This window comes from Flavobacterium davisii (assembly GCF_042182265.1).
Taxonomy (GTDB): domain Bacteria; phylum Bacteroidota; class Bacteroidia; order Flavobacteriales; family Flavobacteriaceae; genus Flavobacterium; species Flavobacterium davisii.
In genome coordinates this window covers 465,001-481,546 of the sequence record NZ_CP097869.1, presented here as the reverse complement: position 1 = coordinate 481,546, position 16,546 = coordinate 465,001, and the positions used below count along the sequence as shown (strand labels likewise).

Sequence of the window (16,546 nt, the reverse complement as noted above, 5' to 3'; positions counted from 1 at the left end):
CTAATTTTTATATATAATATGTCATCAAACAAAAAATACTGGAAAAGTGTTGAGGAGCTAAACGAAAATAGCTCTATTGTTGAGACGCTTAGAAATAACGAGTTTGTTGAAGAGATTCCAACAGATGAGTTTTTAGGTGATGCTGCTTCGTTAGCATCTTCTAATACAACACGTCGTGATTTTCTTAAGTATGTGGGATTCAGTACAGCTGCTGCAACACTAGCTGCTTGTGAAGGTCCGGTACATAAGTCAATTCCTTATGTAGTTCAACCTGAGGAAATCATTCCTGGAATTGCAGATTATTATGCAACTTCATTCTCGGATGGTTTTGATTTCGCTAATATCTTAGTTAAGACTCGTGAAGGTCGTCCTATTAAGATTGAAAATAACAAAATGGAAGGAGCAAACTTCCATGCTAATGCTCGTGTTCATGCGTCTGTGTTATCTTTGTACGATAGCCTACGTCTCAAAAATTCGAAAATAGCAGGGAAAGACTCTTCTTGGGCTGAAGCAAATGCTATGATTAAAGCGAGTATTGCTGAAGCAAAAACGAAAGGAGGTAAAGTTGTTTTATTAACGAATACTTCTGCTTCTTCATCTACAGATCATTTAATTAGTCAATTCTTAGCAGCTAATACAAATGCGAAGCACGTAGTATATGATGCAGTCTCTTCATCAGAAGCCTTAGATGCCTTTCAGATGATTTACGGCGAAAGAGCTTTAGCAGATTATGATTTTTCAAAAGCTAATGTAATTGTTTCCGTAGGTGCTGATTTCTTAGGTGATTGGCAAGGTGGTGGTTTTGATGCTGGTTATGCTCAAGGTCGTATCCCTCAAAATGGTAAAATGTCGAAACATTACCAGTTTGAAGCTAATATGACACTGTCTGGTGCTGCTGCTGATAAGCGTGTTCCTATGACTGTGGCGCAACAAAAGCAAGCTTTAGTACAAGTTTATAACATCGTTACTGGTGCTACCGTAAGTGTTGCAAGTAATCCTGAAGTAGCAAAAGCAGCGCAACAATTAAAAGCGGCTGGTACTAAAGGTGTTTTAGTTTGTGGAATTGATGATAAAAATGCCCAATTATTAGTATTAGCGATTAACCGTGCTCTATCAAGTGAAGCTTTCATTACAGGAAATACACGTCAGATCCGTAAAGGAAATAATGCCGATGTTAAGCAATTAATTGCTGATATGAATGCAGGAGTTATTCATACTTTAATCATGAATAACGTTAATCCTGTTTATACTTTACCAAATACTAAAGAATTTACAGAAGCATTAAAAAAAGTAAAGTTAGCTGTTAGTTTCACAATGAAAGAAGATGAAACAGCTTTAGCTTCTACTATTGCTGTAGCTATACCTCATTATTTAGAATCTTGGGGTGATGTAAGCATTGTGAAAGGGAGCTACGCTATCACACAGCCTACTATCCGTCCATTGTTTGATACAGTTCAATTTCAAGATGCTTTATTATCTTGGATAGGAAATGGTCAATCATACTACGATTATATCCGTGGCGCTTATGCTGGTGCTAAAACTTGGAACCAATTAGTTCATGATGGAGTTGAATTTACAGCTCTGCCATCTGCTTCAGGTACAAGTGCTGATTTCAATGCAGCTGCAGTAGTTTTAGCTAATGCTAAATCAGCTGGTATGGAATTAGTTTTATACACTAAAACGGGTATGGGTGATGGACAACAAGCTAACAACCCTTGGTTACAAGAGTTTCCAGATCCAATTACACGTGCTTCTTGGGATAACTATGTAACTATGTCTAAGGCTGATGCTGAAAAATTAGGTATTGAAAACTGGAATGTTGCAAACGGAGGTCTAAATGGACATACAGCTACTCTTACTGTAGGAGGTGTGAAGTTAGAAAATGTGCCAGTAATGATCCAGCCAGGCCAAGCTAAAGGAACTATCGGTTTAGCTTTAGGTTATGGACGAAAAGCTTCTTTAAAAGAAGAAATGCAAGTAGGAGTTAATGCTTATCCTACTTACATGAATTTTAATACAGTACAAAATGTTTCTGTTGAAAAAGGAAATGATGAACATGAATTTGCTTGCGTACAGTTACAAAAAACTTTAATGGGTCGTAATGACATTATTAAAGAAACTACTTTAGAAATTTTTAATACAAAAGATGCTGCTGAATGGAATGTAATGCCTGTAGTATCTTTAGATCATAAAGAAGTTCCTTCTACTTCGGTAGATTTATGGGAGTCTTTTGATAGAACAATTGGCCATCATTTTAATTTATCTATTGATTTAAGTTCTTGTACAGGTTGTGGAGCATGTGTTATTGCATGTCATGCAGAAAACAACGTTCCAGTAGTAGGTAAATCAGAAGTAAGAAGAAGCCGTGATATGCACTGGTTACGTATCGACAGATACTATTCTTCTGAAACTACTTTTGAAGGCGATAATGAGAAAAAACACTCAGCTTCTGGATTATTAGATTCAAGAAACAAATACATCGAGTTAGAATCTGCTTCAGAAAATCCTCAAGTAGTGTTCCAACCAGTAATGTGTCAGCACTGTAACCACGCTCCATGTGAAACTGTATGTCCAGTTGCGGCTACTTCTCATGGTCGTCAAGGTCAAAATCACATGGCATATAACCGTTGTGTGGGTACTCGTTACTGTGCAAACAACTGCCCTTATAAAGTGCGTCGTTTCAACTGGTTCTTATACAATAAAAATGAAGAGTTTAACTACCACATGAATGATGATTTAGGTCGTATGGCATTAAATCCAGATGTAAACCTACGTTCTCGTGGAGTTATGGAAAAATGTTCAATGTGTATCCAAATGACTCAAGCTACTATCTTAAAAGCCAAAAATGAAGGACGTGTAATTCAAGATGGTGAATTCCAAGTAGCATGCTCAAATGCATGTACATCTGGTGCTATGGTATTTGGTGATGTAAATGATAAAAATTCTCAAGTTGCTAAATTAGCAGCAGGAGAACGTTCTTACCATTTATTAGAACATATTGGAACACAGCCAAATGTGGTTTACCAAGTTAAAGTTAGAAATTAATATTAATTGAAATAAGATAAAGGATTATGTCGTCTCATTACGAAGCACCTATCAGAAAGCCTTTAGTACTTGGTAGCAAAAGCTACCATGATGTAACGGTAGACGTAGCTCGTCCTGTAGAAGGAAAAGCGAATAAACAATGGTGGACAGTATTTTATATCGCATTAGCTATGTTCCTTTGGGGAGCTAGCTGTATGCTATACACTATAACCGAAGGTATTGGTACCTGGGGTTTAAATAAAACAGTAGGTTGGGCATGGGATATTACCAACTTTGTATGGTGGGTAGGTATCGGTCACGCAGGTACACTAATTTCAGCTGTATTGTTATTATTCCGTCAAAAATGGAGAATGGCTATTAACCGTTCTGCTGAAGCAATGACTATTTTCTCAGTAGTTCAAGCAGGTCTATTTCCTATTATTCACATGGGACGTCCATGGTTAGGTTATTGGGTGTTGCCTATTCCGAACCAATTTGGTTCGTTGTGGGTTAATTTCAACTCGCCTTTATTATGGGACGTATTCGCAATTTCAACGTATTTATCAGTGTCATTAGTTTTCTGGTGGACTGGTTTATTACCTGACTTTGCTATGTTACGTGACCGTGCAGTAACGCCATTTACAAAACACATTTACTCTATATTATCTTTCGGATGGTCGGGTAGAGCAAAAGACTGGCAACGTTTTGAAGAGGTTTCTCTTGTATTAGCTGGTTTAGCTACTCCATTAGTACTTTCGGTACACACTATCGTATCATTCGACTTCGCTACTTCGGTTATTCCAGGATGGCATACAACTATCTTACCTCCGTACTTCGTTGCGGGTGCGATTTTCTCTGGATTCGCCATGGTAAATACGTTACTTATCATCATGAGAAAAGTATCGAACTTAGAAGATTATATTACTATCCAACACATCGAGTTAATGAATATCGTTATCATGATTACAGGTTCAATCGTAGGTTGTGCCTATATCACGGAGTTATTCGTTGCTTGGTATTCAGGAGTTGAATACGAACAATACGCATTCTTAAACCGTGCTACAGGTCCTTACTGGTGGTCATATTGGGCGATGATGACTTGTAACGTGTTTTCTCCACAGTTCATGTGGTTCAAGAAATTAAGAACGAGTATCATGTTCTCATTCATCATCTCTATAGTTGTAAACATAGGTATGTGGTTTGAACGTTTCGTAATCATCGTAACATCATTACACCGTGATTATTTACCATCTTCATGGACAATGTTCTCACCAACATTTGTAGATATAGGTATCTTCGTAGGTACAATTGGTTTCTTCTTTGTATTGTTCTTATTGTATTCAAGAACATTCCCTGTAGTAGCTCAAGCAGAGGTTAAAACTATCTTGAAAACTTCAGGTGATAACTACAAAGCTGATAGAGAAAAAAAGGGTCATAATCACGATAATCACTAATAAGTCATGAGTCATAAAGTTATACATGCACTATATAATGATGATGATGTCTTAATGGATGCTGTAAAAGCTACCCGTAAAGCACACCACCATATCGAAGAAGTCTATACTCCATTCCCGGTTCACGGTTTAGATAAAGCAATGGGGTTAGCACCTACAAGAATTGCTATTGCAGCATTCTTATATGGATGTACTGGTTTATCATTTGCCACTTGGTTATTAAATAATATTATGATTAATGATTGGCCTCAAGATATTGGAGGTAAACCAAGTTTTGCATTTTATCAAAATATGCCAGCTTTTGTGCCGGTAATGTTTGAAGAAACTGTATTTTTTGCAGCCCATTTAATGGTAATTACTTTTTATATGAGAAGTAAATTATGGCCATTTAAAGAAGCTGAAAATCCAGATGTACGTACAACAGATGACCACTTTCTAATGGAGGTTGCTGTTAATAATAATGAAGACGAATTAACTTCTTTCTTACAAAGCACAGGTGCTGTGGAAGTAAAAGTGGTAGAAAAGCATTAATAAAATTATGAGAAGAGTAGTATATTCCTTAACAGCAATAATGGGGTTATCTTCATTACTGTTTTCATGTAAAAGTGATGATAAGCCAAACTATCAGTTTTTTCCAAACATGTATGAGTCTGTAGCTTACGAGACTTATTCAGAATCAAATGCTTTTAAAAATGGTAAAGAAGGACAGTTGCCAGCTCAAGGTACAATCAAGAGAGGCTTTGTTCCTTATGAGTTGCCAAATACTCCAGCTGGGTATGAAGCATCTAAAGCAATGAAGTCACCTTTGGATTCTTCTGCTGTCAATATCGAAAAAGGTAAAGAATTATTTGATATTTACTGTATCTCCTGTCATGGTGAAAAAGGAGATGGTAAAGGTAAATTAGTTCAAAGAGAAAAGTTCTTAGGGGTACCTAGTTATAAAGACCGTGCTATTACAGTAGGTAGCGTTTTTCACGTAGAAACCTATGGTTTAAATGCAATGGGTTCACATGCTAATCAATTGAATAAAAAAGAAAGATGGCAAGTGGCTGAGTACGTAATGAAACTTAAGTCTGAATTAAAATAATAAAATACGCGATTGAGTTATGTATACATTTTCAAGCAAATTAAGAACCTTATCATTTGTCCTAATGGCACTTGGTCTTTTAGGAATAGGGTATGGTTTTTTCAATGCACCTAAGACTACTGAGGACGTAGAAAAAATATTAGCAGCTGATGCACATGGAGAACACCATGCTGCACCAGCTAACGCTGAAATTAAGCATGAAATGACTTCCGAGCATAAAGAAGAAACTCATGCTGATAAAATGACAACAAATGATTCTGACGCAACTTCTACAAACAAACAAGATACCTTATCTGAAAAAGTAGAGGCTGTACACACAGAAATAGCTTCTCATGAAGAAAAAGTAGCTGAACCTATTGAAGGAAAACATGAAATAGCTTCACATGATGATCATAAAGAACATATTGAGCATGTTTTTCATCAATTGCAAAATAAGCCATGGGCCGCATTATATGTAGGAGCATTATTTGTATTCCTAATTTCATTAGGAGTATTAGCATTTTATGCCATTCAATGGGCTGCTCAAGTAGGTTGGTCTCCAGTATTATTTAGAGTAATGGAAGCAATCACATCCTATATAGTACCTGGTGGTATAGTAGTATTTGTAATTTTAGTACTAGCAGGAATACATATCAATCATTTGTTTATTTGGATGGATCCTGAAGTAGTTGCCCATGATCATTTAATTAAAGGAAAATCAGGCTACCTAAACGTACCTTTCTTTCTAGTTAGAGCTGCTATCTTCTTGGGAGGTTGGATTTTTTACCGTTATTATACTCGTAAAAATTCATTAGCTTTAGACGAAACAAAAGATTTATTATATTACAAAAAGAATTTTAAAGCATCTGCAGCATTTTTAGCATTCTTTCTAGTATCAGAATCAATGATGTCATGGGATTGGATCATGTCAGTAGATCCACACTGGTTCTCTACATTATTTGGATGGTATGTATTTGCTTCTTTCTTTGTGAGTGGTATTACAGTAATTGCTTTAATTACTTTATACCTGAAGACAAATGGATATTTAGAGTTCATCAATAATAGTCATTTCCATGATTTAGCTAAGTTTATGTTTGGTGTTTCTGTATTTTGGACTTATTTATGGTTCTCCCAATTCATGTTAATGTGGTACTCAAATATTCCAGAAGAAGTTACTTATTTTAAATTTAGAATTGAAAATTATAATCTACCATTTTTTGGTATGGTTGCAATGAATTTCATCTTCCCATTGTTAATTTTAATCAATTCTGATTTCAAACGAGTGCCTTGGATTATTACGATGGCTGGTGTGGTTATCTTATGTGGTCACTATTTAGATTTTCATAATATGATTTTTCCTGCCACAGTAGGAGATCAATGGTTTATTGGTGCAGCAGAAATTGGATCAGTAATTTTCTTTGCAGGGTTATTTATTTACGTTGTATTTAGCACTTTATCTAAAGCACCTTTATTAGCAAAAGGAAACCCTTATATCGAAGAAAGTAAACATTTTCATTATTAATAATTAAACAAGAAAACAGATGACAACTTTGTTGGTTCTAACAGTTTTAGTCTTATTATCGGTTGCTATATGGCAAATGACTAAAATTTTCGACTTGACTCAAGTAGGTAGAAACAGTGATGATTCACAAATTGCTACCGATAATGATAATAAAGTTCATGGATATTTAATGATTGGTTTTCTTGGATTCCTTTACATTTTTATGATCTATGGATTATTAAAATGGGGACATTTAGCTTTAGGTACACCAGCATCTGAACATGGACCTGATTATGATCGCTTAATGGGAATTTCATTAGGAATTATATTTTTAGTACAAGCAATTACACAAGTGCTATTACATTACTTTGCGTTCAAATATCGAGGTGAAGAAGGTAAAAAAGCTTTATATTATGCGGATAATGACAAATTAGAATTTATTTGGACTATTATACCTGTGATAACTCTAGCGGGTTTAATTCTTTACGGACTTTATACTTGGACAAATATTATGTTTGTTGATAAGGATGAAGATGTAATAGTTGTTGAATTATACGCAAAACAATTTAGTTGGGAGGCACGTTATGCAGGTAAAGATAACGTATTAGGTAAGGCTAATGTAAGATTAATTGAAGGAGTTAATACGCTAGGTGTTGATCTAAATGATCCAAATGCGCAAGATGATATTGCAGTTCAAGAATTACACATACCTAAAGGGAAAAAAGTGTTATTTAAATTGCGTTCACAAGACATTATTCACTCAGCCTATATGCCTCACTTTAGAGCGCAGATGAACTGTGTGCCAGGTATGGTTACGGAGTTTGCTTTTACTCCTACTGTGACAACAGATGAAATGCGTCAAGACCCTGCAATCGTAGAAAAAGTAGCTGCAATCAATAAAATAAGAGCTAAAAAAAGTGCTGAGTTAGTAGCAGAAGGTAAAACAGCATTAGATCCTTATACATTTGATTATTTAGTTTTATGCAATAAAATTTGTGGAGCATCTCACTACAATATGCAAATGAAAATTATTGTAGATACACCAGATCAATTCCAAGCATGGTTAAAAGACAAAGGAACTATTGTTAAAGCAGTAAAAGAAGAACAAGCTGCAAAAGCAGCTGAAGCAGCAGGAGCAAAAAAAGAAATGGAAGCTCCTAAAAAAGCAGATACTGTAGTGGTAGCTGAAGTAGCTGACTCAACAGCTGTTAAAAAATAATATAACTTATTAAGAAATTAAAATAGAAAAATATGGCAGCAGCACATGAGCACGATCACGCACACGATCACGATCACGCACACCACCATAAAGATACTTTCATTACTAAATATATTTTTAGTATTGACCATAAGATGATTGCTAAACAATACCTAATTACGGGTATTATTATGGGAATCATTGGGGTAGTAATGTCTTTATTATTCCGTATGCAAATTGCATGGCCTGAAGAATCTTTTGGTGTTTTCAAAATGTTTTTAGGCGAAAAAATGGCTCCAGGAGGAGTAATGCGTAATGATATTTACCTAGCGTTAGTAACGATTCATGGTACTATCATGGTATTCTTCGTATTAACTGCTGGTTTAAGCGGTACTTTCAGTAACTTACTTATTCCATTACAAATTGGTGCTAGAGATATGGCATCTGGATTTATGAATATGGTTTCTTATTGGTTGTTTTTCCTCTCAGCAGTAATTATGATTTCATCTTTATTTGTTGAATCAGGACCAGCATCAGCAGGATGGACCATATATCCTCCATTATCTGCATTACCACAAGCAATTCCAGGTTCTGGTACAGGTATGACTTTATGGTTAGTTTCTATGGCTATCTTTATTGCCTCTTCCTTAATGGGATCTTTAAATTACGTAGTTACAGTTATTAATTTAAGAACTAAAGGGATGTCTATGACACGTTTACCATTAACTGTTTGGGCTTTCTTTATCACAGCAATTATTGGTATTGTTTCTTTCCCTGTATTATTATCAGCAGCTTTAATGTTAATAATGGACAGAAGTTTAGGAACATCATTCTTCTTATCTGATATTTTTATTTCAGGAGAAGTATTACATTATCAAGGAGGTTCTCCAGTACTATTTGAACACTTATTTTGGTTCCTAGGTCACCCAGAAGTATATATCGTATTATTACCTGCTTTAGGAATCACATCCGAAATTATTGCTACAAATGCTCGTAAACCTATTTTTGGTTACCGTGCAATGATCGCTTCAATGTTAGCTATTGCATTTTTATCAACAATCGTTTGGGGACATCACATGTTCTTGTCAGGTATGAACCCTTTCTTAGGATCTGTATTTACCTTCACAACATTATTGATTGCAATCCCTTCTGCTGTTAAAGCCTTTAACTATATTACAACTTTATGGAAAGGTAATTTACAAATGAATCCAGCAATGTTATTCTCTATAGGTTTAGTTTCTACTTTTATCTCAGGAGGTTTAACAGGTATTATATTAGGTGACTCTACGTTAGATATTAATGTACACGATACATATTTCGTAATCGCTCACTTCCACTTAGTAATGGGTATTTCAGCTCTATATGGTTTCTTTGCAGGCGTTTATCATTGGTTCCCTAGAATGTTTGGAAGAATGATGAATAAAACCTTAGGTTATATCCATTTCTGGATTACAGCAGTTTGTGCTTATGGAGTGTTCTATCCAATGCACTTTATTGGTATGGCTGGTTTACCACGTCGTTACTACACAAATTCTAATTTTCCTTTATTTGATGACTTAGCAGATGTTAACGTTTTAATTACGGCTTTTGCATTAATAGGTGCTGCTTTCCAATTAATATTTATGTGGAATTTCTTCTATAGTATTTTCTATGGAAAAAAAGCAGAACAAAATCCTTGGAAATCTAATACATTAGAATGGACTGCTCCTGTAGAGCATGTTCATGGTAACTGGCCAGGAGAATTACCTACTGTACATCGTTGGGCTTACGATTATTCTAAGCCAGGACATGAAGGTGATTTTGTTCCTCAAACAGTTCCAATGAAAGAAGGCGAACAAGAATTACATCACGCTTAATTATAAAAACTTTTTTCAAATGCCTCTCCTTTGAGAGGCATTTTTTTTAATTTTATACTTTCTTTATTACTGATTTAAGATTCTTTTTAATATTTATGAAAGCCTTTTATTTATTTATTTTTATCCCATTTTTTGGTTTTACGCAAAATCAACCAGAAATAAAAGTATTAGATTCTTTATACAGAGAAGATCAATTTTATTTTGGAATTACCTATAACGTAATTAACAATAAACCTCAGAGTGTCTCTCAAAATTCAACTTCAGGAAGTATCTTCTTAGGTTTTTTAAGAGATATGCCCATTAACAAACTAAGAACCTTTGCAGTTGCACCAGGTTTAGGCTTTTCATATTCTAATTTTAAACAAAATTTACTCATAAAAAAAAATGAAGATCTTATTCAATACTCAATTATTCCAAAAGGGGAAATATATGATAAAAATCGTTTTTCATTTGTCACAATTGACGTTCCATTAGAATTTCGTTGGCGAAACTCTACTCCTCAAAGTCATCGCTTTTGGAGAGTATATGGGGGAATAAAAGCAAGTTATGTATTGTATAACCAATCTCAATTTGTTAGTTCTAAATATGAATATAAAGTGGTAAATAATCCAGATTTTAATCGTTTTCTCTATTCAGTATATCTTACAGCAGGATATAATAGTGGAAACATTTACCTCTCCTATGGATTAAATGATTTTTTTAGAAAAGCATTTTTTAATGAAAGTTCAGAAAAAATTCGTTCCCTAAATTTAGGTCTAATATTTTACATCTTATAATTTTATTTTATAAGATATTATGCCCTAGAAGTATAAGAAAATCCTATCTATATAAAATTAAAAATAATTGTGGAATAGCACCAATTATAGATCCTTGAATTAATTCTATTGGAGTATGAGCTTTCATAATCAACCTCGATATACCAACAGAAACAGTCAAAATAAAAAGTACATGAATCAAAATAAAAAAAGATATAAAATTTAATTTACTACAATAAAAACTTATCCATAAACTTGTGCTTACTATACTAAGCATGTGTAAACTTATTTTTTTATTTAAAAAAATAAAACAAAAAGCAATAAACGTACTCATACTATTAGCTAAAAAATAATCCAATAATTCGGGTGCTTCATCTGTATTAACTAAAAAATACATTATAATACCATATAATATTAATTGAAGTACTAACGGTATTTTTCGCTCATTTATATTACCAATCATAGCATCCTCTATTTTTTTGAATCGTATTAAAAAATAAAAAATAGCGATAGGAATAAGAATAGTGATAATAAAAGCTTTATATATATAATCTATACAATACCGACAAAGAAAAAACTCAGTATTAGAAAATTTATAAAATACGATAGTATAAAAAGAAATAAATAAAGGATGAAAGATATAAGAAAAAATAGAGAAGAATAGTTTCATTTTATTTATTAAATAATAGGTTAAATAATAGGTTAAATAATAGGTTAAATAATAGGTTAAATAATAGGTTAAATAATAGGTTAAATATTCGGATTCAAAATATAAACTACCAGATTTGATAATTCTGTATTAATTACCCTCGTTATACAAGCATTATTCCCAATACAAAATAAACTTAATATAAAATTTAAAACAAACACATTTATTGAAGTCTTTTTTATTAAAAAAATCTTTTAGTCACTATACAATAAAGTTTATTATCATAAAATCGAAAACTTATTCGGTTAGAAAATTAATAAAAGATTAAAATCGTATATAATTCCATAATTAAAGATAGACAATTCCATTATTAGATCCAATCTAAAAAGAGATAATAAGCAATTCTAATATCTAATAAAATTCGAAGACATGATTTTAATTTAACTTATAAATGTTGGCAATACGGATATATTAGAAACAATTTAGAAATTTTGTCAATTTTGAAAAGTTCTTTTTAAATTAAAAAAATAACTTAAATAGTACAACATTTATTATAGTATTGTTTTGTTAAAAAGAATGCAAGTTTAGACAATAAATATAATTTTAGAATCGCCCCAATATAAAAGTATTTTTATTATCTACATTCAACTATCTACCTCCGTAAGCTGAAAAAAGGTTTTAACTATTTGATAAACAGCAATTAAAATAAAAAACTAAAAAAATAAGACAAAACACTAGGAAAAAAGAAAAAAACGAGCGTATCTTTGCACCCGCAACAGCGAAGTTCTTTAGATTATTGTTAAGATATTTTTCGAAGCTTACTTCAAAAAAAGTTTTCAAAAAAGTCTTGCAAATTAAAAAAGAATTTTTACCTTTGCACCCGCTAAGACGAAAAGTCAAAAGCGAAAAATAAGAATAAAAAGTTCATAGACATATTGGATTGACAGCACGTTTTAATAGAGATATTAAAACAATAAAATTTAAGAGAGTAAGAAAACTAGCATTCTTTGTCCACAATATTTAACCTTAGGGTTACAAAAGATATACGATGAAGAGTTTGATCCTGGCTCAGGATGAACGCTAGCGGCAGGCTTAACACATGCAAGTCGAGGGGTAGAAGGAGCTTGCTCCTTTGAGACCGGCGCACGGGTGCGTAACGCGTATGTAATCTACCTTGTACAGGGGGATAGCCCAGAGAAATTTGGATTAATACCCCATAGTATTATGATGTGGCCTCACATTATGATTAAAGTTCCAACGGTACAAGATGAGCATGCGTCCCATTAGCTAGATGGTAAGGTAACGGCTTACCATGGCCACGATGGGTAGGGGTCCTGAGAGGGAGATCCCCCACACTGGTACTGAGACACGGACCAGACTCCTACGGGAGGCAGCAGTGAGGAATATTGGGCAATGGTCGCAAGACTGACCCAGCCATGCCGCGTGCAGGATGACGCATCTATGGTGTGTAAACTGCTTTTGTACAGGAAGAAACACTCCCTTGCGAGGGAGCTTGACGGTACTGTAAGAATAAGGATCGGCTAACTCCGTGCCAGCAGCCGCGGTAATACGGAGGATCCAAGCGTTATCCGGAATCATTGGGTTTAAAGGGTCCGTAGGCGGTTTTATAAGTCAGTGGTGAAATCTGGTCGCTCAACGATCAAACGGCCATTGATACTGTAAGACTTGAATTACTTGGAAGTAACTAGAATATGTAGTGTAGCGGTGAAATGCTTAGAGATTACATGGAATACCAATTGCGAAGGCAGGTTACTACGAGTATATTGACGCTGATGGACGAAAGCGTGGGGAGCGAACAGGATTAGATACCCTGGTAGTCCACGCCGTAAACGATGGATACTAGCTGTTTGGGGCAACCTGAGTGGCTAAGCGAAAGTGATAAGTATCCCACCTGGGGAGTACGCTCGCAAGAGTGAAACTCAAAGGAATTGACGGGGGCCCGCACAAGCGGAGGAGCATGTGGTTTAATTCGATGATACGCGAGGAACCTTACCAAGGCTTAAATGGGAAACGACAGATTTGGAAACAGATCTTTCTTCGGACGTTTTTCAAGGTGCTGCATGGTTGTCGTCAGCTCGTGCCGTGAGGTGTCAGGTTAAGTCCTATAACGAGCGCAACCCCTGTTGTTAGTTGCCATCGAGTAAGGTCGGGAACTCTAACAAGACTGCCGGTGCAAACCGTGAGGAAGGTGGGGATGACGTCAAATCATCACGGCCCTTACGCCTTGGGCTACACACGTGCTACAATGGACGGTACAGAGAGCAGCCACTACGCAAGTAGGCGCGAATCTAAAAAACCGTTCTCAGTTCGGATCGGAGTCTGCAACTCGACTCCGTGAAGCTGGATTCGCTAGTAATCGCAGATCAGCCATGCTGCGGTGAATACGTTCCCGGGCCTTGTACACACCGCCCGTCAAGCCATGGAAGCTGGGGGTACCTGAAGTCGGTGACCGCAAGGAGCTGCCTAGGGTAAAACTGGTAACTAGGGCTAAGTCGTAACAAGGTAGCCGTACCGGAAGGTGCGGCTGGAACACCTCCTTTCTAGAGACAAAAAAAAGGATGTGATTTAAAATTAAAATTAAATTAAAATCTTACTCTCGCTGTTAATTCAAAAAAAAGAAAAGGCTTAAAATACAGAGTCTCGTAGCTCAGCTGGTTAGAGTACTACACTGATAATGTAGGGGTCGGCAGTTCGAGTCTGCCCGGGACTACTATTTAAAGTTATAAAAAAGGAAATTCTAGAAGCGAATTTTGAATTATAAATTTTAAATGATGAATTTGAAAAATAATTCAAAAAAATAATTCAACATTCAAAATAGACAATGGGGGATTAGCTCAGCTGGCTAGAGCGCCTGCCTTGCACGCAGGAGGTCATCGGTTCGACTCCGATATTCTCCACAACAGCCCCTCCTAACCTCCCCAAAGGGGAGGAACATAGAGCAATCGGCTCTCCCCCTTCGGGGGAGCTGGAGGGGGCTCAAAGTTCATTGACATATTGAGATAAACATACAAACAAGTAGAAAGAACATCTTTAGTGATTAGTAAAAAAGCAATAGGCACTAGTGGCTTATGGCTATTGACTAATGGCTAAAATAATAAAGAAAACAATAAGCAAAATAAGGGCGTATGGGGAATGCCTAGGCTCTCAGAGGCGAAGAAGGACGTGATAAGCTGCGAAAAGCTGCGGGGATCGGCACATACGAATTGATCCGCAGATATCCCAATGGGGCAACCCACTATGTTGAAGACATAGTATCCGATAGGAGGCGAACCCGCTGAACTGAAACATCTAAGTAGGCGGAGGAGAAGAAAACAAAAGTGATTGCGTAAGTAGTGGCGAGCGAAAGCGCATTAGCCCAAACCGTTGTTGTTACGGCAATAACGGGGTTGTAGGACCACAATATTTCTTGTAAACTGAATTAGAATAACCTGGAAAGGTTAACCCAAGAGGGTGATAGTCCCGTATAAGTAAAGAATATAAAGAATAGTGTTATCCTGAGTAGGGCGGGGCACGTGAAACCCTGTCTGAATCTGGCGGGACCATCCGCTAAGGCTAAATACTCCTGAGAGACCGATAGTGAACCAGTACCGTGAGGGAAAGGTGAAAAGAACCGTGAATAACGGAGTGAAATAGAACCTGAAACCATACGCCTACAAGCGGTCGGAGCAGCATAAGCTGTGACGGCGTGCCTTTTGCATAATGAGCCTACGAGTTACCGTTGCTGGCAAGGTTAAGTGATTAAGTCACGGATCCGTAGCGAAAGCGAGTCTGAATAGGGCGCGATTCAATCCAAGGGATTGAAAGCGTATTTATACGCTTAAGTCAGTAGTGGTAGACGCGAAACCGTGTGATCTACCCATGGACAGGATGAAGCTTTGTTAACCCAAAGTGGAGGTCCGAACCCGTTGACGTTGAAAAGTCTTGGGATGATCTGTGGGTAGGGGTGAAAGGCCAATCAAACTCGGAAATAGCTCGTACTCCCCGAAATGCATTTAGGTGCAGCGCTCAAGTTAAGTTATATAGAGGTAGAGCTACTGATTGGATGCGGGGGCTTCACCGCCTACCAATTCCTGACAAACTCCGAATGCTATATAATATATTGAGCAGTGAGGGCTTGGGTGCTAAGGTCCAAGTCCGAGAGGGAAAGAACCCAGACCATCAGCTAAGGTCCCCAAATGTATGCTAAGTTGAACAAACGCGGTTTGATTGCATCGACAGCTAGGATGTTGGCTTGGAAGCAGCCATTCATTTAAAGAGTGCGTAACAGCTCACTAGTCGAGCGATCGAGCATGGATAATAATCGGGCATAAGCATACTACCGAAGCTATGGATTTGTACTAAGTACAAGTGGTAGGGGAGCATTCTAACATCGCCGAAGGTATCTTGTGAGAGGTGCTGGAGAGGTTAGAAAAGAAAATGTAGGCATAAGTAACGATAAGGGGTGCGAGAAACACCCCCGCCGAAAAACTAAGGTTTCCGCAGCTATGCTAATCAGCTGCGGGTTAGTCGGGTCCTAAGGCAAATCCGAAAGGAGTAGTCGATGGCCAACGGGTTAATATTCCCGTACTAGTTATAATTGTGATGGAGTGACGCAGTGGTGAAAGTACCGCGAACTGACGGAATAGTTCGTTAAAGCACTTAGCTAAAGGCCCGGTAGGCAAATCCGCTGGGACTGGTGAAATGCGATAGTACTCGGATTCTTCGGATGAAGGGATAGTGTACCTAAAGGCTGCCAAGAAAACCTTCTAAACATAGATTATAAGTACCCGTACCGTAAACCGACACAGGTAGTTGAGGAGAGTATCCTAAGGCGCTCGAGAGATTCATGGCTAAGGAATTAGGCAAAATAGACCTGTAACTTCGGGAGAAAGGTCGCCAGCGCAAGCTGGCCGCAGTGAAAAGGTCCAGGCGACTGTTTATCAAAAACACAGGGCTCTGCAAAATCGTAAGATGACGTATAGGGCCTGACACCTGCCCGGTGCTGGAAGGTTAAGAGGAGATGTTATCTTCGGAGAAGCATTG

Annotated in this window: 9 protein-coding genes, 2 tRNA genes and 2 rRNA genes (1 of these 13 cut by a window edge); 12 read left to right on the top strand and 1 reads right to left on the bottom strand. The window is 36.6% G+C overall.

The features are described 5' to 3' along the window. Positions 1 to 18: 18 nt before the first annotated feature. The 8 genes from NAB20_RS01915 to NAB20_RS01880 all read left to right on the top strand — a co-directional run bounded on the left by NAB20_RS01915 (position 19) and on the right by NAB20_RS01880 (position 10,875). On the top strand, positions 19 to 3,045 hold the full coding sequence (locus NAB20_RS01915) for a TAT-variant-translocated molybdopterin oxidoreductase (protein WP_375605419.1): 3,027 nt from the start codon (positions 19 to 21) through the stop codon (positions 3,043 to 3,045). Between the two features lie 26 nt (positions 3,046 to 3,071). Further along, entirely contained in the window at positions 3,072 to 4,478 is a 1,407-nt protein-coding gene (gene nrfD, locus NAB20_RS01910; protein WP_088391664.1) for an NrfD/PsrC family molybdoenzyme membrane anchor subunit, read from the top strand. Positions 4,479 to 4,484: 6 nt separating this feature from the next. Continuing rightward, a complete protein-coding gene (locus tag NAB20_RS01905) occupies positions 4,485 to 5,009 on the top strand; it encodes a DUF3341 domain-containing protein (protein WP_060381573.1) in 525 nt (174 codons plus the stop codon). Positions 5,010 to 5,016: 7 nt separating this feature from the next. Next, entirely contained in the window at positions 5,017 to 5,565 is a 549-nt protein-coding gene (locus NAB20_RS01900; protein WP_088391662.1) for a cytochrome c, read from the top strand. Between the two features lie 19 nt (positions 5,566 to 5,584). Further along, entirely contained in the window at positions 5,585 to 7,066 is a 1,482-nt protein-coding gene (locus tag NAB20_RS01895) for a quinol:cytochrome C oxidoreductase (protein WP_105195313.1), read from the top strand. Between the two features lie 19 nt (positions 7,067 to 7,085). Beyond that, positions 7,086 to 8,264 (top strand): cytochrome c oxidase subunit II, encoded by a 1,179-nt coding sequence (locus tag NAB20_RS01890; protein WP_105195312.1) that lies wholly within the window; start codon positions 7,086 to 7,088, stop codon positions 8,262 to 8,264. A gap of 32 nt (positions 8,265 to 8,296) precedes the next feature. Further along, the gene (locus NAB20_RS01885) at positions 8,297 to 10,099 is read left to right on the top strand and encodes a cbb3-type cytochrome c oxidase subunit I (protein WP_105195311.1); all 1,803 of its coding nucleotides are present in this window, start codon (positions 8,297 to 8,299) and stop codon (positions 10,097 to 10,099) included. Between the two features lie 95 nt (positions 10,100 to 10,194). Then, positions 10,195 to 10,875, top strand: a complete 681-nt coding sequence (locus NAB20_RS01880; RefSeq protein ID WP_105195310.1) for a porin family protein — start codon at positions 10,195 to 10,197, stop codon at positions 10,873 to 10,875. 43 nt (positions 10,876 to 10,918) lie between these two features. On the opposite strand, the gene NAB20_RS01875 is transcribed toward NAB20_RS01880, so the two are convergent. Next, entirely contained in the window at positions 10,919 to 11,317 is a 399-nt protein-coding gene (locus tag NAB20_RS01875) for a hypothetical protein (protein WP_123901257.1), read from the bottom strand. Between the two features lie 1,231 nt (positions 11,318 to 12,548). On the opposite strand from NAB20_RS01875, the gene NAB20_RS01870 reads away from it, so the two are divergent. The 4 genes from NAB20_RS01870 to NAB20_RS01855 form a co-directional block, all read left to right on the top strand. Next, positions 12,549 to 14,064: ribosomal RNA gene (locus NAB20_RS01870) — 16S ribosomal RNA — on the top strand. A gap of 96 nt (positions 14,065 to 14,160) precedes the next feature. Then, positions 14,161 to 14,234, top strand: a tRNA-Ile gene (locus NAB20_RS01865). 113 nt (positions 14,235 to 14,347) lie between these two features. Continuing rightward, positions 14,348 to 14,421 (top strand) — tRNA-Ala (locus NAB20_RS01860). A 207-nt stretch (positions 14,422 to 14,628) separates the two neighbouring features. Further along, positions 14,629 to 16,546: ribosomal RNA gene (locus tag NAB20_RS01855) — 23S ribosomal RNA — on the top strand; it runs 993 nt beyond the window's last position. The 16S and 23S rRNA genes sit together here with 2 tRNA genes alongside, the layout of an rRNA operon.

Bases quoted from the DNA above. Each gene is read 5' to 3' on its own strand.
- NAB20_RS01915 (WP_375605419.1), top strand. From the start codon at position 19: ATGTCATCAAACAAAAAATACTGGAAAAGTGTTGAGGAGCTAAACGAA.
- nrfD (WP_088391664.1), top strand. From the start codon at position 3,072: ATGTCGTCTCATTACGAAGCACCTATCAGAAAGCCTTTAGTACTTGGT.
- NAB20_RS01905 (WP_060381573.1), top strand. From the start codon at position 4,485: ATGAGTCATAAAGTTATACATGCACTATATAATGATGATGATGTCTTA.
- NAB20_RS01900 (WP_088391662.1), top strand. From the start codon at position 5,017: ATGAGAAGAGTAGTATATTCCTTAACAGCAATAATGGGGTTATCTTCA.
- NAB20_RS01895 (WP_105195313.1), top strand. From the start codon at position 5,585: ATGTATACATTTTCAAGCAAATTAAGAACCTTATCATTTGTCCTAATG.
- NAB20_RS01890 (WP_105195312.1), top strand. From the start codon at position 7,086: ATGACAACTTTGTTGGTTCTAACAGTTTTAGTCTTATTATCGGTTGCT.
- NAB20_RS01885 (WP_105195311.1), top strand. From the start codon at position 8,297: ATGGCAGCAGCACATGAGCACGATCACGCACACGATCACGATCACGCA.
- NAB20_RS01880 (WP_105195310.1), top strand. From the start codon at position 10,195: ATGAAAGCCTTTTATTTATTTATTTTTATCCCATTTTTTGGTTTTACG.
- NAB20_RS01875 (WP_123901257.1), bottom strand. From the start codon at position 11,317: ATGATTGGTAATATAAATGAGCGAAAAATACCGTTAGTACTTCAATTA.